Raw genomic sequence first — 20252 nt, 5'->3', positions numbered from 1 at the left:
CGCGCAGATACGATCTATCACGGTTTGCCTCAGTTCAGGATAAGTCTGAGCAAGGCGTTCGAGATCGGTGAGACCTCCGATTCGCACGGCCGCCTTATCGCTTCCAAGCTGCTCGCTGGCTTTGGCGGATAGGTCTGTAATGTGATCAGCTTGGTCCGCGAGCCTTTTAGCTTCATCGGCACTGAGTTGCCTTCTATGTTCGTGCTGGCCAAGGCGCAAACGCTCTGCGGTAACGATCGCGGCCAGGATTGCCAGTACTGCGGCAGCACTTTTCCAACCTGTGTCGAACGCATCTCGGTGTTCTGACGTTGTCCGACCCCAAAGCGTCAAGGCTACGACGATCCCGACGGCGAGGCTTAGCGCTAGGAGCGTCCATACCCACCATCGGGAGAACGGCTCGTTCGCACGGACGACCTTCGCTGCGTTCATCCCCTTATTTCAACACGGCGGCTGCCCGCGACTTGTGACCAGAACGCCGTGTCCGAGGGCCTTTTGGCGAGCGAGCACGGGTGGTCGCAGATGGCGACGATCGGTCATGCCTATCTGAAGGTCATGCCGAGCCTGCAGGGGCTCGGCCGTCACCTCCGCGACCAGGTCGGCGAGGCCGAGCGGGACACGCCGACGCTGCGGCTGCCCGCGCAGGTGCAGACGACGCTGCTGAAAGAACAGCTACGGGTGGCGCCCGGGAAGGCGACCAGACTGCGGTCCGGCTTCTGGCTGAGCTGGCAGGTTGCAGCCACCGCGTCAGGGTCGTTGCTGCTTGTCCCGGCCGCCGGCCTCGCCGCCGCGGCCGCGATCGGCACGCTCAAGCTCGGGCTCTCGGGGTTCGCTGACGCGCATAATGAGAGCGACCCGACGAAGTACGCCGAGGCGATCAAGCAGTTGCCGCCCGCGATGGCGGCCGCTGCCAATGCCGCCCACGCCCTCCAACCCGCGCTGCTCGGCCTGTGCCAGGAGGTGCAGCAGCACCTGTTCGCCAGGCTAGCCACCGACATTACCGGGCTGGCAGGGACGTATCTGCCATTGCTGCGTACGGAGCTGGCTCGGGTCGCCTCCGGCTTGAACGCCGGAGCGCGCGGGTTCACGCGGTTCGCGCGCGAGGGCCGCACCCTCGCCGATGTCTCGGCCATCCTCAACGTCACCGCAGCGACCATCGGCTACCTAGCGCAGGGTGTGCAGCCGTTCCTGCAAGCGCTGCGCGACATCGCTGCGACCGGCGCGGAGTTCCTGCCCGGCTTTGGCCCCGGCCGCAATCCTGGTTCCGGCCGTCGCGGCACTAGACTGGCCCCGATCATCGGTGCGACGGCATCGCCCGGGGGAGTTCCGCGATGTCGGCGACGTGCAGGTCGCCGTCGAGCTGCCGCCCGGCGCATGCGGGCGGCCGCGAACGCATCAGCCGCGGCCCGGCCGCCTTCGCGGCCACGGTCGGCGCGGCGCAGGACATCGGCGATGGCGTCCCAGCGGCGGCCGGTCCCCACGGCCAGACAGCCGTGCTTCATCCAGGAGCGCGACGCGTCGAGAGGAGCACCGTGCCCACAACGATCCGTCCGCGCATCGAGGTCGCCGACGGCGTCGTCTTTGACGATCACCCGGTCGAGGATCTTGTCCCAGGTGCCGTCTTTGATCCACAACCGCAGCCGTTCGTGTGCGGTTTCCAGGGCCCGTAGCGTTTGGGCAGGTCACGCCACGGGGCGCCGGTGCGCAGCTTCCACAGGATCGCGTTGACCACCTGACGGTGATCACGCCACCGCCGGCCACCGCCTTGCACCGGCGGCTCGATCACCGCCCACGCTACCCGTCAACTACCGCGGCGGTCATCCATTCCGGTGCCACGAAGGCCCCTTCTTTACGCGACGGTCAGCAGCAGTGCTCGCCGCGCCAGGCTTCGCGGCCTTCCTTGATGGCGACGGCGGCGATGACCAGGGCGACGATCGGGTCGGCCCAGGACCAGCCGAACAGGGCGTTGAGCAGCAGCCCGACCAATAGGACACCGGAGAGGTAGGTGCACAGCAGGGTCTGTTTGGAGTCGGCGACCGCGCTGGCTGAACCCAGCTCGCGCCCGGCACGGCGTTGCGCGTAGGACAGGAACGGCATGACCAGCAGCGACACCGCCGCCAGCACGATTCCGACTCCCGAGTGCTGGGCGGCCTCGGTGCCGAGCAGGCTGCGCGCGGATTCCACGGTGACGTAGAGCGCGAGGGCGAAGAACGACAGCGCGATCACCTTCAGTGCGGCGCGCTCGCGAGCTTCGGGGTCCTTGCTGGAGAACTGCCAGGCCACTGCGGCGGCTGAGGCGACCTCGATGACCGAGTTCTAGGCCGAACCCGATCAACGCGGTCGACGAGGCCACGGTCCCGGCCGCGATCGCGATGATCGCCTCGATGACGTTGTAGGTGATCGTCGCGGCGACCAGCAGCCGCACCCGGCGCGACAGCACCGCGCGGCGCTGAGGGGCGACCTGATTCGTGCCAGCGGAGCTGGTGGCGGCCGGGGCGCAGCACCCGTCGGCACAGCCGTCCTGCTCGGTCGCCGGGGTCGCCGTCAACGGCAGGTCGAGCCGGTGGTCGGTGTCCTCGCTCATCGCCCCGCCTCCACCGCGCTCGTCGCGGCGGCAGGGGCAGCCGGGGCGGTCGTGTCGTCGACGCAGGGTTGTTCGGGATCGACGGCGAGCACCACCTGGACCAACTCGCTCAGCGCGCGGGCCAGGTGCTGGTCGGCCAGGGCGTAGCGGACCTGGCGGCCTTCATAGGTGGCCACAACCAGCCCGCAACCACGCAGACAGGACAGGTGATTAGACACGTTGGAGCGAGTTAGACCCAGCTGCGTGGCGAGCTGGCCGGGATAACTCACCCCGTCCAGCAACGCCACCAGTATCCGGCACCGGGTCGGGTCGGCCAGCGCCCGGCCGAGCCGGGCCAGCGCCGACTCGCGCGTCTCACACGTCAGCATGAAACGAACAGTACAGCCAACACTGATATGACAGCAACCGCTGAACAGTTCGCGGAACAGCAGGTCGCAAAGCCTGCCGAAAACTCGACCGCGCCAGCAGGTATCGATCCGGGGTTGTGCGACACGAGCTTGCCGGCCAGGAAACCCACCGACCGGAGCTAGGTCGTCCCCGAGCTGAGCACACAACCCGGTGGCGGCGCGGTCTACACCCGCCGGCTCCCGCGTCGTGTGTCTCGTCGAGTGGTGGCTGGGATGGCCTATGCTGTGAGGACGGATTGGCTCGGCGGTCGTGCCGCGGAGTTCCCGGATACCCCACTTCTTCCTCGTTGACGGCGAGCCTCGTGTGCTGGCTGCTGTCCACGAGCAGCCTCGTCAGGAGCATTCGTGACCAGCTACAGCGTTCTGCTCTCCGGTCCTCGCGCCACCGTCATCGCCACCTGGCCCGGCGAATGGGCTGACCACAGCGCCAAAGTCACCACCCTCACCGACGCCGACCAGGCCGGCGACCTGGCCCACTCGCTCACCCGCCTCTCCGAAGGCGCCTGGGATGCAGCCGCCTGGCTGGACGCCTCTCCCGCGATCGAGGTCGCCATCAGCGAACTCATCGACCAGCTACGCAGCCCGGTCGACAAGATCGAGGAGATCCAGTTGCCCGAGGACGGCTACCGCCACACCGACCAGTGGAGCTTCACCGACGTCAGGGACCTGCTGGCAACGGAACTACCAGCGGCGATCAACACGCTGGCCCGCGCGCAACGGCTCACACTCGCCGACGAACTGGCTGCCGACGCCGCCGGCCGCGCGGAGGCGTTGCGCGTACTCCGGACCGGACAGGAACCGCTGGCGAACTCCCGCGCGTGGCAGACCTGCGAGGTCACCCGGTCGCTGCGTAATGGCCAGGCCGGGCCGCTTCCGGAAGGTGCCGCCGCGTGGCTGGTCCGGGGCTGGGGGCCGGATCACTCGCCGGCCGAGCGGTGGGCTATCCGCGACCGGCTGGTCCGCATCGAGCAGCTCGTCGCGGCCTGCAAGGCGCACGGCGGCCGGGCGGCGGCCGAGGACGACCCCATGCTCGCGCACCTCGTCGTGCCCCACGGCGACAACATGGTCGATGACGAGGTCTTTTACGTATCGGGCCACGACGATCGTCGCAACTCGTGGGACAGCAGCCCCCAGGCACCGATGACGATCACCCGCTCCGGTAGCCGCGACCGCCAATCAGAGATCCTCGGCGAACTCGACCCGCACGATGACGACGGATTCGCCCGTGCGCTCGGCGAGTGGACCCGGCTGGTGCCCTACCGCCCGTGACCGGCCTTCCCGCCGCCGACCGGCTTGACGACGGGACTCAGCCTCGCCCGACGGGGCCTCGGGACGTTCACGATCGTGATCGGGCAGTCGGTGTCGCGAGTAGGCTGCCACGCTGTTATTGATGACGCTCGTCCCGCTGCCGCCGAATGGTTTCGGCTGCGGCGTGGGCGGCGTCGTGCAGCACGTCTCGAGTAGGCGCGTCGACGGCGAGATGGTCGGCGATCGTGTCGGTGACCAGGCCAAGGGCGTGTTCCAGGGCAGGGTCTGTCACATGGTCGGCGACACCCATGCAGACGTTGACCAGCCATGCAACGAGCAGGTCGGGTTCGTGTGCGTGGACGTTCTCGAAGATGGGCAGGCAGTCGGTGAGTGCGTTGTCGTAGTCGGACCAGAAGCCGCCGCGTTGCACGTAGGTGGCCGCAGCGCCGAGCGACCAGTTCTCGTCGCGAGCGAGACGAAGGAGTTCATCGGCGGTCAGGGTCAGATCGACGACGTGGGCGCGGGCCAACGTCTGTACGTCGGCGCGCAGCGTGTCCTCGATTAGTTCGTCCTCGATCAGCACGTGCAGCAAGGCGAGGGTGCTGAATGCGGGTATGCCCTGCCCTGTTGCCAGTTCGCGGACAACCACATCGTCGCTCCACAGCGTTTTGCCTGTCTGCGCCGCCGTTTCCAGTGGACTGACCCAAACTTCGCGATCGCCCAAACTTCCCCGGTCGGGGAAGACGTCGCGAGCAGGTGTATCCACCGCGACAAGATCGCGGGCGGCGGCGTCGATGTCGGTAATCCGGGTGATGGACTCGCTGGTCTGATGCGGGGAAGGTTCGGTCAGCGTCAGAGCGTCCTGGTCGGGGTCGAATCCGATCCAGCTCAGGCTGTCGGGATCGCGGCGCAGTTCTGCACCGGTGATCTGGATGTCGTGGAGCACGTTGCGAGGCACCACAAGTTCGGCGAACACGGCCCGCAGTACAGGCCACCGGTCTGGAAGCAATGTGGCCGTGGCCAGCGCGCTGGTGTCCACCACGACCGACTGGTTGAGCGAGGCCCTCGCGGCGGCGTTTCCCGGTCGAAGCGGACAGGGTCCAGGGTCATCGCCACAATCGGCCCGCAGGCGCGTTGGATCAGCGCCTGGGCATACGACCGACCGCGGGCGGCGGCCAGCAATCCGATGGGCAGTCGTCCCTGCCTCACCAGGTTCACCAACAGCCGATCCTGCTCGGCGCGTGGCGCCAGTTGCGCGCGCATCATCTCGGCGAAGTTCAGCCCGTCGATGTTGATCGCGCGGATCGGGCCGTCGGGATAACGGGCAATGTAGTCGCGGAGGGCGTCCTGGAATCTCTGCAGGCCAGCCTCGTCGAGATCGGGCAGGATCGGCCGGCCGTCGGGCGCGCGTCGGCCACCCGCGTGCATCAGGGTGGCCAGAATCTGGGCACCGACCTCGGGATCGTCGGACCACCGGGTCAGGCTGTCCAGGGCGGTGGTGATGTCGGCTTCGGTGAACCCGAACTGTGCGTGCAGCCCCATCCACACGCCCAGCGCGCCTCGGTGGATGATCGGCGGAGTGAGCTGCTGCAAGCGTGTCCATGCGTCGTCGAGGCGACCTTGGTTGACGGTGGCACCGATCAACGCCCATTGAAGATCGGCGTGTCCCGAGTGCTCGCCGAGCGCCGCTCGGCTGTGCGTTTCGACGTTCGGCCAGTCCGCTCGCACGGTGTAGAACCCGATCAGCCCACGTCGCAGGGACAGCCGCCGCTCGGCCGGAAGCTCGGTACGCGACAGGAGTTGGGCAGCCCAGTCCGCAGCGGCGTCACGCTGCTCGCTGCGCAGCAGCAAGTTCAATCGCATCGCGTCCAGCACGATCTCACCGAAGCGCGTGATGCCTCGCGCACACTCCTGCAGCGCTTGGTCGTACTGACCGTCGTTCTCCAGCACCTCGACCAGCAATTCCACGGCGCCGGCCGTCGTTGCGGTATGGCGGCGCAGCCGCATGACGGCGGCCTGCACTTGGCCGCGGGCGGCTTCACTGCGGGCGGTCAAGAGGTCGGCCGTGACCGGATCGAGGACCCCGGATTCGCGGGCTTGTTCGAGTTCGGGAAACGGCCAGGCACCCAACGCCGCAAGGCGGTAGAGGCCGCGCACGCGCAAGTCGTGCTGATCGACCGTGGGCAGCGCGTCCTGCCACAGTCGGATCTGTTCGTCTCGCGGAAGATCGGGGTCGGCGACCAGCGCGCGGAGGCCCGCGGCGATCGGGGTTCCTTCGGCCCGGTCGACGAACTCGGTCGCCTTGTCGCGTTGGCCCAGGGCGAGGGCCGCGATGGAGCCGAGGTAGGCGATGTTGCCTTCGCCTGCTTCTTGTTCGCTGGCTTGTCCTTGCGGCATGGGCGTGGCGAGGTTGATCATGGTTGTGTAGGCGCCGGTAAGTAGGTGCTTGCGCAGCAGTACCATCACTGCCTGTTCGCTGGGGCCAGCCCAGCGGCGTCGCTGCTGCCATGCGGCAGTGGCCAGGTTCTCGGCGCGGCGCAGGTCTTCGGCCGGTACCGCCGCCGAGCCGTCCGTCACGCGCCACAGCAGCGCCTCGGCCATCCGCAACTGCAGGCCGCTGTTGTCCGGGCCAGCGGCCAGAGCCTGCTCGGCGTAGGACACGACTCCGCTGATGTCGCGGCGGTTGCCCGCATCGACACCGAGGATCACCAGACACATCGGCTCGCTGGCCAACTCGTGAGGTGGGGCGGTCCGGAGGGCGTCCGGAACCGGGACCTGGTCGGTCTCGTTCAACTGCTGCACATGCCAGCGGACGGCCGCCAGGAGCACGGGTGGCGCACCGACAGCCTCAGCACGGTCCAGTAGTTCGGTTGCCCTCGGCAGGTCTCCGGTACCGGCGGTGAACGCGGCGGCCAGGGCATACAGCCTCCCCGCGCCCGCGTCGACTTGCTCAGCGGCCAGTGTGAATGCTCGAGCCGCCAGGTCAGAGTGCCCGTGTTCCACCGAGTACACACCCAGGACCGCTTCGAACTGGCCAACGCCGCGTTCCAACCAACTCGGCCGACTGGCCAGAATCGTCTCGACCGCCAGTCGCGGTTCATCGCGTCCACGGGCCAATGTGACGGCCAGTCGCAGCGTCCCACGTGGCTCACTGGCCGCGACGCGACGAATGGCGTCCGCCACCGAAGGCGGCAGGAACGGCATCGTCTCGTCCAAAGGATCTTCGGTTGCGCCCACCGCCGCATAGGCAATGGAGGTGATCGCATCCTTGGCGTCTGGAGTGATCGTCTGGTTGCGCGGAATGACGATCGTCCAGTCATTCGGCGTGTAGTTGATCCGCTCCGCGGTCACGTGCTGCCAGTACAAGGTCTCGGTCTCGGGATCACAGAAGATGATCAAGACGGGGAGGGTGTGCCCCAACCAGTAGTGCAGGTGACGCTCGTTGCCCTTCGCGCGATACCGCCACCCCTCCGGGGTGGGCTCGAAGTAGGACTGCCCGGTCTTGATCTGCAGAGCCACCGGGCGCCCCGACGGCACGCCGTCGGTCTTCGGCTCCACGTGCGCGTCGATGCCGTAGTCGCCGATGGGCTGGTTGCGAAACACCCATCCCCACTTGGTGAACGCGACATCAGCCAGACCAACGCCCAGCCGTTCGGTGTCCGAGCTGTCGGTCATGCCAACCCGCGCTGGGCCTGGCGCCGACGGCCGATGCGAGCAGCTCCTGACCCCGCCGAGAGCGCGCACGAGGTCCAAAGACCAACTCTTGCTCAGTGCACCGCACACAACATGCGCGAACCGCTTTTCGCATCGCACCGCCGTCCTACTTCTGCGACTCCCAAGGCGCCCATCGTGGAGGCTACGTGAAACGCCCGACCTTCCTACCGAGCTACGCGCTCCGACAGGCCGATCGGTTTAGGCCGGCCGGACTTCACCTCCGCCCCGGCCAGGACACCGCGGCCCGCTACCGTCTCCGGCACTCCCGCGCGGCCGGTTGCCAGCCCCCGTCCGCGGCCTCGGATCCGCCAAAAAGTAGACCGCGAATAGACCGCGACTGGCCGCACGCCACCGGTTTCAGCCGTACACAACCGGACATCCCGGACTGGATCGCCACTCCAACCAAGGCCGCTCAGAGACCTGTTTTCGCAGGTCAGAGGTGGTGCCCCCGGAGAGATTCGAACTCTCACTACACGGGTTTTGAATCCGTTGCAGCAGGCGATCGGCTCGGCGATGCGTCCGACAATCCCGCGGGCCAATGGATCTTGCCGGGTGTCGAGGTTGCCTGAGCTGTCAATGCGGTCACGAACGTCGTCGGTGCTGGGCCGCTGGACCGTTGGCGGCGGTCCAGCCCGCAAGAGGTCACCGTGGCTGGGTGTCGACCTCGAATTCCGCGTCTCAAAACGGCAGTGGTACGGCTCGCTTGTTCGTCCACCTGGACCCGTTGACGTTCATGTGGCGAAGCTGCTGTCGCCAGGTCGGTCGAGTTCCAACGGTGTGTGGTTTAGGCGGGATGCTATGTCGCCCTCGTTGGATGCTGCCGGGTCGATGATGACCGGGGACCGGCTGGGGCGTGGCGACTCGTCGCCGGTACCGCCCAAGATGGGAATAGGTGCTTGACCAGCAAAGATGGACGAATGTCAGCTAGCGACGGACGGCAGTGTGCAGCTATGGTCTGTCGCATGAACACGTATCCTGTGCATGGATGCTACGAACATGTGTTCGAGTCCCCTCGGACACATCATTGCCCCATGGACGATCGCCTCGCGATCAGTCGTGGGGCCGGGCCGGTCCTGTGGGTTGATCTCCCGCGGATCCTAGCGTCAGTGTCTCGGCGTCGCAGTTGATCGTCAAGTTCTGTGCGCGCAGGTACGCGGCAACATCGTGGGCGGGGCCGCCGTGGGCGTGCAGGTGCGTGGCAATCCGTGCGAGGAGTTCGTCTTCTCGTAGGTAGAGGTTCTTCGCGCCCGTCGCTGGGCGGGGTTGGGCGCTGGTGTACCCATGTCGGCAGCGGTAGCCGGGGCGGTCGTTGATCCAATGTGAGTCCATCCGACGTCCGCAGGACCCGCATCGCACCAGGCCCGACAGCTGGTAGACGCGTCTCGTGCCGTCGGACGCCGTCCGGGTGACCTGGACAGCCTGTGCTGCGACGAAATCCCGCTCGCTCACCAGCGCTGGATGAGAAGGCTTGGCCGCGATGGTCAACTTGCCCCGTGGTGCTTGCGGGTCTTGCAGGTTACGGCCGGGGACGCGGTCCCAGGCTTCTCGGCCGGTGTATCGCGGGTTTCGGAGGATCTCGACGATGGTGCGGAGTGACCACGTCTGGCCGGAACGGTGTCGGTTGCGGCCCGGATCCGCTGCGGACGGGCTTGGCACGCCTCGCTCGTTCAATGCGGACGGGCTTGGCACGCCTCGCTCGTTCAATTCGCGAGCGATACTCGCTGCGCTGCGGCCGCTGAGTCGCTTGGCGAAGATCCACTTCACGTGCGGTGCCGTCACTGGGTCCGGATCCAGTCGCTGGAGTCGGCGCCCCCAGCCGGCGTGTGTCCGGTTCGGATGCGGTCCGGCATCGACCAGGCGATACCCGTACGGCGGACGCCCTCCCAGGTAACGACCCTGCATGCGTACTTGGGCGCGCATCGCCGCCAGCGTCCGGTGTCGGGCCCGCAGCACCTCCCGTTGTGATTGTGCGCCGAGCACCGTCATTAGCATCCGGTGCAGGGGACTGCCGGCCTCGACCGGCCCGCCGGCCTCCGGGAGCCAGACCTGCACCCCGTGCCGGGTGAGTGTCGGGGCCAGCTGTTCGAACTGGTCCGCGGCAAAGGCGCGCTCGTACTCTCCCACCACGATCGCATCGAACCCACGACCCGGATCATGAAGAGCTGTCAGCAGTGCCGCTGCCTCCGGCCGGTCGCGCCACGGCAACCGCCGTGAGCAGCCGGCATCGAAATACTCCGTCACGATCAGACCGCGCCCAGCGATCAAGGTCTCGGCTGCCTCGCGCTGCCACGCGGCGGAACTCACCGGATCCTGGTGTTCAACCGTCGACGTCCGACCGTAGAACGCGAACCTGACCGCGCCGCGCGCCTGCTGGTGGGGACGGTGGGTAAGCCTCTGACGCGCTCCCTGACCCCATTCACTGAGAAGATCAGGAATTCCCATTTCCACCACCTCGCGTCACCAACTGCCACCTGTGCGACGTGAGGAAGGTCGATGCATGACACAACACCGCGTGCGATCACTCGGGTAGACCAACAGGCACGCCAGCGTCGATTGCAGCCACCGGAAAGATCGACTGCAACGCACCCGACCTGGTTGCCATGTGCTCGACGAAGCGGGTTAACACGCAGATGCCGGGGCTCCCGTGTGGGGCCTCGCGCCGAGGGAGTTGTGGTCGCTGTGGGCGCCGGTCGTCAGGTGCGGCGATGATCTTCTGTGGTCGGCGGGCGCTTTGTGTCCGGCCGGCTCGGTTCCCAGAGTTCAGTCGGGGAAGAACGACGGCACCGGGCGGATCGAGCTGGTGGATGCTTCCTCGCCCCAGCCGGTGTCGGCTTTCCACACCTGCTTGCTCTCCGAGTGCTTCACATAGGCCACCAGGTCTGCCGTTGTCATGACGATCAACTGCGTCGAAGTCTGGGCTCGCATTTCGTCCACCAGGTCCGGGTGCGCGCCGGCGGCCTGGCCGTTCCGGTGTGCGACCCAGCTGCCGTCCTTCAGATCCCGGGTGACAAAGACGACGGCTCGGCGAGGGACCTGCGCGCCCGCGAAGTCCAGCATCTCATGCCAGATCAGGCAGTCGTTGTGCCGCAGCAGCTCCTTCTTCTTCCGGTCACCCCAGCTCGGCGCTTTCTCTTCGCGTACTCGCCACTGGGAGTCCGCGATCCAGGCCGCGCGCTTCGCGGCGGTCGGCTCCGGGCCGACCCGGCCGCTCATGAAGTTTCGGATCCGGTCGGTCGCGGCGAGCGCGTGCGCGGTCAGCGCCTGCTCGGGATCGGAACCGTGGTGGCCTGCGGACACCAGAACCCCCTGCAGTGTACGGACCTCCAGTTCGACCTTCCGAAGCACCGTCTTGCCGCGCGGGTCCGCGGTGGAAAACCGCCGCAATTGCCGGGCCGCGACGAACCCCATCTGCTGCATCAGCTTGCCGACTGCGGCTGACGCGTCCTCGGCCTCCTTGAGGATGGCGCCGACAATGGTTTGGGAATTGTCAACAAACTCCGTGAACACTTGATGGGGGACCCACAGACGTTCCTTGATGAAATCAATGGCGTCCGACAGTTGACGGCTGTCATGGTCACGCAACCGGCAGAGTTGAAGGTACGAGCACGTGTCAAGGATGAATGTCGCGCTGTCGAGCTGATCCAGTTGGCCCTGCCAATCCAGTAGCACGGGTTCTTCGTCCCGCCGGTCACGAAGGGCTGCCATGTCACCTCCTTTCGAAGATCAAAAACCACTTTCGGGTGGAACTCGTGCCGCGTGACTAGGCCGTCACGAGGAGAGGTACTCTAGCCAACGTTCTCGTACGTCCGGCGGAACCCCCGTTCACGGCGTGCCGGGTTCGTGGGGAGGGGTTTCGTCTGGAGGGAACGGAAGCCGGCGTCCGCAGTTTCACCGTCCTGCCGGGAGCCGATGACCTTTTTGCGGTGTCCGAGGACGAGGAATTCCCCGCGGCGGATCTACCAGGCCGGATGCAGGTCGTGTCCTACCTGGTCTGCGCCGACGCCGCGTACTACCGGCTGGTGCTGGACGTTCTGTTGGAAGAGGAAGGGCGCCTCGGTCTACACCTGCCCACCGCGGAGATCGAGCGGAGGGTGACTGACCGACTGGCGAGCAGGTCGGAGCTCGACGAGCGGCCCCCGGTCGAGCGGCTGCTCGCCAGCCTTTACGAATGGGGCAACGTCGACCGCATCCAGAACCGGCACCGCAAAGGGACTTACCAGGAATACCTGAAGAAGGACTTTCTCTACCAGCTGACTCCGGCTGGCGCCCAGGTGCACCGCGCGCTGGCCGCAATCGACCGCGAATTGGGCGCAGTCGGCGCGCTGCAGTCGTCGATGCTCCCCGAGGTGCTCCGCGCTCTGGCCGAACTGGTCAGGCTCTTGCAGCCTCGCGAGGCGGGCACGTCAAGGCGCGACGTGTACAGCACAGTGCAGCGCATATTCAACGGCTTCACCCAGCTTTCGGAGAATGCGAAGCTCTTCGTACAGGGGCTGAACCGCGCCCTCGAACCCGGCAGTGACATCGAGGACGAGGTGTTCTTAGCCTACAAGGACGTCGTGGTCCTCTACCTGCGCACGTTCGTCATGGCACTGCTGCGCTACGCGTCGCCGATCACCCAGGCGATCGAGGACGCGGAGGCCGCGGGCGTGGTCGCCCTGTTTCCCGGCCTCGCGGCGATCGAGGCGACTCCGACGCTAGGCATGACGATGAGTGAGGTCGCCGAGCGCGACGCGGCGCAGCTCGAAAGGCAGTGGCGTGGTCTCCGCGGCTGGTTCTTCGGCGAGCACGACCGGCCGCCGGTCGCCCAGACCCTGCAGGACCGCTCCGCTGAAGCGGTCAACTTGATCGTCGCTACTGTGCGTCGGCGGAACAACCAGCGCTTCCGGAAGGTGAACCGGGCCGCCGACATGATGACGCTCGCGACGTGGTTCGCCGGCACCGGCGACGGCGCCGCCCGCGCCGCGATCTGGCGATCCGCGTTCGGCATGTACTCGGCTCGGCACTTCGGATCCGCGCATCCCCCGGTGAGCGACCTCGACGTCCGGAGCAAGACCAGCTGGTGGGAGGGGCCCGCGGCGCCGGTGGAGCCGAGGCTGCGCAAACAAGGACCGCGGTCGGCGACGGGCAGGCCCAACGGGGTCCGCGACCCCCGGGTTGCCAAGCGCGAGCTCGCTCGGAGGCAGGCGGAAGAGCAGGCCGTGACCGACGCCGCCGTGCTTCGGCTGACGGCCATGTCGCCGGTGCGCGTGTCCGAGCTGCCCGTCCTGTCGGAGGTCGAGCTGGACGTGTTCCTCGGCTGCCTGAACGTCGTGCTTTCGACCCGGCCGGACATCGCCGGGACCCGCGAGGGCCGCACCGGCGACGGCCGGCTTCGCGTCGTGCTGCGCCCGGCATCGCAGGAGGCGGGCAAACCACGCCGAGCGGTTGTCCGCACTACGCACGGTGCTCTCGCCATGGAGGACTTCGAACTGAATGTCGTCGATCTGCACCGGGGTGCGAAATGACCAAGGACGCTGACATCGAGAGCCTACGGCTGGCCGCCCGGGCGTTGCTGGCTAGGCCGTTGCTGAGTTCCGGAGGTCCCGACGCGGCGATCGCCGCCGCGGTGCGGCGGCAGCACCGCGACCGGCTTCAGCAATGGTTCGAGCACAACCTGGGCTGGAAGCTCGTGGTCGACCGCGACGTGATCAGGTTGAACAAGGTCCCTGCCGGGACCCCTTGCCTGCCGCACGATGCCCCGGAACAACGCGTGTGCGTGCTGTACTGCCTGGTGCTGGCGGCGCTCGAGGACGGTGGCGACCAGGTGGTGATCACTGAGATTGCCGACGCCGTCACCGCGCTATCGGGGGTGCGGGCGGAAATCGCCACCTTCGACCCAGCCGACTTCGCGGAGCGCCGCCGGCTCGTGCAGGCGCTGCGGTTGCTGGTGGACCACGGCGTGCTCTTGCCCACCCGCGACCGGGCGTCCACCGAGCAGGACGAAGCCGAATACCTGTCTGGTGCCGGCAACGCGATCTACGACGTCGACCACCGGGTGGCGGCGCTGGTGCTCGCCTGCCCGGTCGCGCCGACCAGGGCGGGGACCCCGACGGGACTCATCGCCGAACCGCACCCGGACACCCCAGTGGGGCACAACCGCCGCCGCCGGCACCTGATCATGCGGCGTCTCGTCGACGAACCCGTGTTGTACCTGGACGAACTCACCGAAGATGAGCGCGACTACTTCCGCTCTCAGCGCCATGCGCTGCTCCACGAGGTCAAGGAGTTGCTCGGCGTCCAGGTCGAAGTGCGTGAGGAGGGCGCCGCGATCGTCGACGACGAGCTGACCGATCTGCGGTTCCCGGCGGAAACCACGAGGCCGTACGCCGCGCTGCTGCTGGCGGGGGCACTAACGGCGGAGCCCGGCGCGAGGCTCGGCAGCAGCGTGGTCGTCCCGGAGATCCGGATGCGGGAATTGGCGGTGTGGCTGGCCGAACGGGTGGGCGAGCGGGTCACGACCATCGAGAAGAAGCCAGTAACGCCCTCGACCGCTCTCGATGCGGCGTTGGTGGTGCTCACGGCATTCCGCCTTGTGGAACGCACCACGGACGGGGTGCGCCTGCTCCCCGCGCTCGGGCGGTTCCGGCCGCCGGCGGAACCGCCAGAATTCGCCGGCCCGGCCACATCGCGGAACGGCACACCGGCGTGACCGGGACGGAGGCATCGGCGGAAGCCGTCGACCAGGCGCTGTCCGCGCTCCTCGCCGGCGAGCCACCACAGCCAGCCCGGTCCCGGTTCCAGCCCCTCCGGATGGGCCTGCAGGGCATCTGGCAGTACGACGATCAAGAGTTCGTCTTCCACCAGGGGAGGCTGGTGCTGCGGGGGCGCAATGGCAGCGGGAAGACCAAGGTGCTCGAGGTCACCAGTCCCTTCCTGCTCGACGCGAACCTCACCGCCCGCCGACTTGACCCGTTCGGCAGCTCGGCCCGGTCGATGCGGGACAACCTGCTCTACGCCGACCGCAAGCACCAGATCGGTTATGTGTGGTGCGAGTACGGACGGCTGCGTAAAGACGGCACTCCCGAGTATCTTACGGTCGGCGCCGGCATGCGCGCCCAAGCGAGCAGGAGCGGGTCGCCCGACTCGTGGTACTTCTTGACCGGCCTTCGCATGGGCGAAGACTTCGCGTTGTACGACAAAACCAGGACTCCGGCGAGTGAGAAAAAGCTTGCTGAACTGCTGGAACCACAGGCCGTCTTCACGACTGCGGAGGCTTATCGCGCCGCCGTTGCCAAGCAGCTCTTCGGGCTGACGAGCGAAAGATACCGCTCGCTCGTCGAGCTGCTGATCACGCTGCGGCGCCCGAAACTCAGCGAAAACTTCGGTGTCGAACGGCTGACCGACCTCCTGCGTGACGGCCTGCCCCCGGTCGACCAGGCACTCGTGGACGAGCTGGCCAACGGTTTCGACGAGCTCGCCCGGGATCAGGAGGACCTGCAGGACCTCGTCAAGGCGGGCAAGGATGTCGATCGCTTCCTCACGGTATACCGCGGTTACGCCCGGCGCATGGTCCGGTACGTGGCTGCGAAGGTCCGGTCGGCGGTCACCCGATACGACGACGTGACTAGAGACGAGAACCAAGCGAGGGAAAGCCTCGCCGCTGCCGGAACCGCCGTCGCAGAGCTGGCGGCGCGAGCCTCGGCACTTGAACTCGCACGGTCCCGGCAACACGCGAGCATCCGGGCGCTGGAACAGCGGCCGGAGATCGAACAGCACTCCACCCTCATCGCTATGGAGAAGCAGGCGGCCGCCGCGGCCCGACAGACGGTGCAGGCGGAACAGCGGCTGACCGAAACCCGCAGAGAACTCGATGCAGCCGGGACCGAAGCCGAGGCCGCGGGCGGTGCACTGAACGAGGCCAAGACGGAGCTCGCTGAATCCTCCGCCGAAGCCGGTGAACGCGCCCAGGCGAGCGGTCTTGAACTCGAGCACGAGATGCAGGCCGAACGCTTGCACACCGACGCGGCAGCCGTGCGGACGGTGTTGCACGCGGTGATTTCGGCACGGCGGGCAGCAGTTGGCAACGCCCGCCGATTGCTGCGCGAAGTAGAGCAATCTCAGACTGCTTTCGACCGGGCCCAGGCGGTTCGGGATGACCTGGTGGCTCGCCGAGACGAGTCGGCGGACGACGTGGCGCGCAAGCAGGGGGCCGTGCACACCGCCGTGGAAGGCGTAAGCACCGCCTTGGTCTCCTGGATGGACGACTGCCGCGAGCACACGTGGGACGAAGCGGACGTGTCCGCTCTGCTGGAGGTGGTCGCGGCCGCTGGCGAGCCCGGCGCCGGGCAGCTGTTCGACGAGGTTCGGGTCCGTTCCGTGACTGCCGAGGACGCAATCCTGGCCGAGCGAGCGGTCCAGGACGCCGAACGGCGGTCATGCGCGGCCGACCACGCGGAGGTCGCTGCTGAACGCGAACGCGTCGCCGCGGCGGAGGAACTGGCACCCCCGCCGCCCTTGGTCGAGCGCCGGGACCGGACCACGGAGACGCTGGCCGGATCGCCGTTCTGGCGACTGGTGAACTTCGCTGGGGAAACCGAGGAAAGCATCTGCGGTGTCGTCGAAGCGGCGTTGCTCGGCGCTGGTGCGCTGGACGCTTGGGTGATGCCCGATGGGACGCTGAGGGGATCGGACGCTTTCGACACCTTCCTGCGTCCGGCCGATCCACCCGCAGCAGGCGTCACGCTGGCCGCGGTGCTGCGTCCGGTGGCCGACGCCGACGTACCTGCCGCCGTCGTGGAAGCTATCCTTCGGAGCATCGCGTTCCTGCCCGTCGCCGATCCGGATACCGGCGGAGCCTGGGTGAGCGCTGACGGCGGCTGGTCGATCGGGCCTCTCACTGGCCGCACAGGAGGCGGAGCGGCCTGCTACATCGGGGCCGCCGCACGGGCGGCAGCCCGGGAACGTGAGCTGGCCCGGCTCGATATCCGGCTCGCCGAGCTGGTAGCGCGAGCCGAGCGTCTGGACGAGGTGATATCCGTCCTGGACGGTCGCATCGCGCAGGTCCGGCTGGAGCGGATGAGCTGCCCGAGCGACGAGCCCGTCCGGGCGGCACGCCTCGAACTCGATTTCGCGCTCACGGCGACGGCCGCGCTGACGGCAGACGTGAACCGAGCCACGGAGCGGCTAGATGCCCGGCGTACCGAGCTGACGACCGTGACCGGCCGGCTCAAGTCGTACGGGAACGAGCATTCGTTCGCCATCACGCCGGTGGCTTTGGACCGGCTGGAAGAAGCTCTCGGTGACTACCGCGAGGCCGTCGCCGACATAGTGGCCCTGGCCGGACGCGTCGCCGTGCTCCGGTCCTCCCACACCTCCGCGATCGGCCGAGCCGATCGGTTGCGCAGCCGACGCGAAGCAGTCGAGGCGGAGTACCGGATGGCCGCCACGGAGGCGGCGGAGCTCGACGCCGAGTACCAAGCCCGCAATGCCTTGATAGGCGCCGACGTCCAGCGGGTGCTGGCCGAGCTAGAACAGTGCCGCGCGGTGCTTCGGCAGCTGGATCAGGAGGCAGTCGTGCTTCAACAGCTGGAACGGGACGCCGCGGAACGTCTCGGGGAGGCCAAAGGTCGACTGGGCGCCGTCGAGAATGATCGGAAGACCCGGGAACGGCAACGCGCCGACGCGGTCGCCGAGTTCGAGCGGACACGCCGACTCGGGTTCCTCAACCTGGCGGAGATCTTCGGCATCGAGACCGAAGCCGTCAACCCGACTCTCACGCACAGCGTGGACGACGCACGCCGAGCCGAGCAGGTCCTGCGCGAGGAAGACAGCTCCGAAAAGGGACGCAATTCGGCACGCAACCTCGTCGACGAGCATTTCCGCGACCTGCAGCGGAACATCACCGGGCCGGACTGGCGCCCTTGGGGCGACAACGAAGGCGAGCTGTTCGTCGTGCGGGTAAACCACAATGGGGCAGACCAGTCCGTGCCGCGGCTGCGGGAGATCATCGGCGACGAGGTGGAAACTCGGCGCGGCTACCTTGATGACCAGGAACGCAAGCTGTTCGCCGAGGTGCTGCTCGGCCGGATCGGCGAACACCTGAGGCAGTGCCGGGTCGAGGCAAAAACCCTTCGCGACCGGATGAACCGGCTCCTCGCCGAGCGGCCCACTGCGTCCGGCCTGCGGATGCGGCTGCAGTGGGAACCGGACGAAGAGGCGGGCGCCGACGTGGCCGAGGCCATCTCGCTGCTCGACCAGCAGGCAACGAGGTTCCTCAGCGACGACGCTCGAGACCAACTGGTGGGCTTCCTTGCGGACCGGGTCCGGCAGGTGCGCGAGGACGATTCCGTCGGCGACTGGCGAGTGCACCTAAGGGAAGCCCTCGACTACCGCCTGTGGTCCCGGTTCCGCCTCCAGGTACAGCTCGGGGCGGGGGACAGATGGACGCCGCTCAACGACGCCAAACACCAGCAGGGGTCCGGCGGCGAAAAGGCAGTCATGTTGCAGCTGCCATTGTTCGTCGCCGCCGCGGCGCACTACGAAGCGGCCGCGAAAACCGCGCCTCGACCGGTCTACCTGGATGAGGCGTTTGCTGGCATTGACGCCGAGATGCGCGGCAGTTGCCTGCGCCTGCTGACCGACCTGGACCTAGACTTCGTCCTGGCTAGCCACGACGAGTGGGGCTTCCACAGTGAGGTGCCTGGCTTGGTCACCTACAGTCTCTTCCGGGATCCGTCGACATACGGTGTGCTCACCACGCCGTTCATCTGGGACGGCCACACCAGGCACAGGCTGGACGATCCGGCGCTGGCCTGGCCGGATCCGGATCCGGATCCCGAGCGGAGCGAGGAAGAGGACACTGTCATTGGACCCTGAGCTCGTCGCCGAAATCCGCGACTGGGCAGCCAAGCCAGGACCGGTGAAGTTCCTTCTCGCCCTGCACACCCGCCTGGTCAACGGCGGGGGAATCGATCGTCCATTGCACTTCACGTCACCGCCGCTGAGCGACGACCAGTGCGGCGAGCTGGTCGAATTGTTCGGCAATAACGGAGCGGTGCGTCCTGACCGGATCAACCTGCGGCTGGCACAGCAAAGCCTCGACAGTGGTCGGGTGCGGCTCGGACTGCACGACCTCGTCGAGCTCGTGCACGGTCCGGTCGTGACCAGAACGGAACGGCGGCAGCGGGAACTAACAGAGAAGACCGCGCGGGTCGCGCACGACCGGCAAGAGCTGCTCGCGATCATGGATCCGGTCGCGCAGTTGGCTTTCGAACGGCGCTTGCTGGCGGCGTTACCGCCAGGATCGACCTACCGCGTTCCCGAGGAAACGCGCACCAAGGCTGGCGCCTGGAGCAGCTTCAGCGCGGCGATCCGGGCCGCGGCGGTGTGGTGGCCGTGTTGGGAAGCTGGAGAGATCGTCACGGAGAAGGGGTTGGCGGCAACGGCGCTTGGCGGCGCGAAGAACTGGACGGACGCGGGCCGGGCCGCGTTCCATAACCTCGTCCGTGTGCCGTTCGACCGGGCCGTTAAGGTGGCGGACACCGAGATCCGGTTGCGCGGTCCGCTCGTGTGGCGGCTCGACGACGTACTCGTGGATGCGCACCGCAGCAGGCCCTGGGTCAGCCTGCCCGCTCGGGGCGTGTTGCGCCTGGGCCTGATCGAGGGCACACCACGCGGGGTGCTGCTGGTCGAGAACGGCGAAAGCTTCGATCGGGTGTGCACCGAGACAGCCGCTCCCGACAGCTGGCTATGTGTGTGGATCAAGGGATTCGCCACGGACGGGTTGATTAGCTTCGTCCGGAGACTCCCCGAGGTGCCGCTGGTCGCTTGGTGCGATCTCGATCCCAGCGGGATCGAGATCATCCAGGACGTGCAGCGCCGAGCTGGCCGGAAAGTCCACCCCGTCGGCATGACCGCCGACCTCTGGGAGCTCGGTGCCAAACGCGCTGACGAGCCGGCTGATCGCAAACGATGGCAGGAGCGCGCGGCTCAACTAGCTCTCCACGGGCCGCCGGCGTTGCGCGAGCTCGCCCGCCACATCGCGACGACCGGCGAGCGGGTCGAACAGGAAGGCATCGAGGTCTGCAACCCTGTCATTCGCGAGCTCACGGGCCGACTCGCGGAGATCGTGCGCGAAGCAGGGTTTCCTTGCTCATGATGTGGATTGCTGCCGAGCCCGGTCCAGAGCGCCTTCAACCGAGCCCGATTGTGGTTGCCGAAACGTTAGGTTATTACGACAAACAGGTGAATGAGACCCGGTAATCCGGGAATTCAGGAAACGAAGGGCGCGGCACGAGCGACGGTCGCGGTAGCGGAACGTCATG

Annotated in this window: 12 protein-coding genes and 2 pseudogenes; 6 read left to right on the top strand and 8 right to left on the bottom strand. The window is 67.4% G+C overall.

The annotated features are described in order from the left end of the window. Positions 1-141 precede the first annotated feature (141 nt). Entirely contained in the window at positions 142-306 is a 165-nt protein-coding gene (locus CF165_RS51475) for a hypothetical protein (RefSeq protein WP_158226915.1), read from the top strand. Between the two features lie 438 nt (positions 307-744). Here the strand turns inward: CF165_RS51475 and CF165_RS50720 are convergent, their stop codons facing one another. The 4 genes and pseudogenes from CF165_RS50720 to cmtR form a co-directional block, all read right to left on the bottom strand. Further along, a complete protein-coding gene (locus CF165_RS50720; RefSeq protein WP_143268821.1) occupies positions 745-969 on the bottom strand; it encodes a hypothetical protein in 225 nt (74 codons plus the stop codon). A 584-nt stretch (positions 970-1553) separates the two neighbouring features. Beyond that, positions 1554-1783 (bottom strand): annotated as a pseudogene (locus tag CF165_RS42585) (transposase); the annotation flags it as partial. Positions 1784-1857: 74 nt separating this feature from the next. Continuing rightward, positions 1858-2581 (bottom strand): annotated as a pseudogene (locus tag CF165_RS42580) (cation efflux transmembrane domain-containing protein). Then, a complete protein-coding gene (gene cmtR, locus CF165_RS42575) occupies positions 2578-2949 on the bottom strand; it encodes a Cd(II)/Pb(II)-sensing metalloregulatory transcriptional regulator CmtR (protein WP_093953266.1) in 372 nt (123 codons plus the stop codon). The pseudogene CF165_RS42580 and the gene cmtR overlap by 4 nt, the downstream one beginning before the upstream one ends. Positions 2950-3333: 384 nt before the next feature. On the opposite strand from cmtR, the gene CF165_RS42570 reads away from it, so the two are divergent. After that, positions 3334-4257 (top strand): hypothetical protein, encoded by a 924-nt coding sequence (locus CF165_RS42570; protein WP_093953265.1) that lies wholly within the window; start codon positions 3334-3336, stop codon positions 4255-4257. Positions 4258-4372: 115 nt separating this feature from the next. Here CF165_RS42570 and CF165_RS42565 read toward each other — a convergent pair whose 3' ends face one another. The 4 genes from CF165_RS42565 to CF165_RS42550 form a co-directional block, all read right to left on the bottom strand. Continuing rightward, the gene (locus CF165_RS42565) at positions 4373-5221 is read right to left on the bottom strand and encodes a PIN domain-containing protein (RefSeq protein ID WP_338023657.1); all 849 of its coding nucleotides are present in this window, start codon (positions 5219-5221) and stop codon (positions 4373-4375) included. Beyond that, the gene (locus CF165_RS42560; RefSeq protein WP_093953263.1) at positions 5125-7911 is read right to left on the bottom strand and encodes a DUF4365 domain-containing protein; all 2787 of its coding nucleotides are present in this window, start codon (positions 7909-7911) and stop codon (positions 5125-5127) included. Before CF165_RS42560 ends, CF165_RS42565 begins: the two co-directional genes overlap by 97 nt. Positions 7912-9000: 1089 nt before the next feature. Further along, on the bottom strand, positions 9001-10392 hold the full coding sequence (locus CF165_RS42555; protein ID WP_093953262.1) for a recombinase family protein: 1392 nt from the start codon (positions 10390-10392) through the stop codon (positions 9001-9003). A gap of 318 nt (positions 10393-10710) precedes the next feature. Beyond that, the gene (locus CF165_RS42550) at positions 10711-11655 is read right to left on the bottom strand and encodes a PIN-like domain-containing protein (RefSeq protein WP_143268819.1); all 945 of its coding nucleotides are present in this window, start codon (positions 11653-11655) and stop codon (positions 10711-10713) included. Between the two features lie 218 nt (positions 11656-11873). On the opposite strand from CF165_RS42550, the gene CF165_RS42545 reads away from it, so the two are divergent. From CF165_RS42545 to CF165_RS42530, 4 genes are read left to right on the top strand one after another with little or no spacing between them, the layout of a single operon-like run. Continuing rightward, positions 11874-13454 (top strand): TIGR02677 family protein, encoded by a 1581-nt coding sequence (locus CF165_RS42545; protein WP_143268818.1) that lies wholly within the window; start codon positions 11874-11876, stop codon positions 13452-13454. Continuing rightward, the gene (locus CF165_RS42540) at positions 13451-14638 is read left to right on the top strand and encodes a TIGR02678 family protein (protein WP_093953259.1); all 1188 of its coding nucleotides are present in this window, start codon (positions 13451-13453) and stop codon (positions 14636-14638) included. Before CF165_RS42545 ends, CF165_RS42540 begins: the two co-directional genes overlap by 4 nt. Next, on the top strand, positions 14635-18804 hold the full coding sequence (locus CF165_RS42535; RefSeq protein ID WP_093953258.1) for a TIGR02680 family protein: 4170 nt from the start codon (positions 14635-14637) through the stop codon (positions 18802-18804). Before CF165_RS42540 ends, CF165_RS42535 begins: the two co-directional genes overlap by 4 nt. Beyond that, positions 18794-20086: a Wadjet anti-phage system protein JetD domain-containing protein gene (locus CF165_RS42530; protein WP_093953257.1), complete on the top strand. Its 1293-nt coding sequence runs from the start codon at positions 18794-18796 to the stop codon at positions 20084-20086. Before CF165_RS42535 ends, CF165_RS42530 begins: the two co-directional genes overlap by 11 nt. Positions 20087-20252 lie beyond the last annotated feature (166 nt).

The organism is Amycolatopsis vastitatis, assembly GCF_002234595.1.
Lineage (GTDB): Bacteria > Actinomycetota > Actinomycetes > Mycobacteriales > Pseudonocardiaceae > Amycolatopsis > Amycolatopsis vastitatis.
Note: the sequence above shows the minus strand (reverse complement) of the source record. Positions and strands in the feature narration are given on the sequence as shown.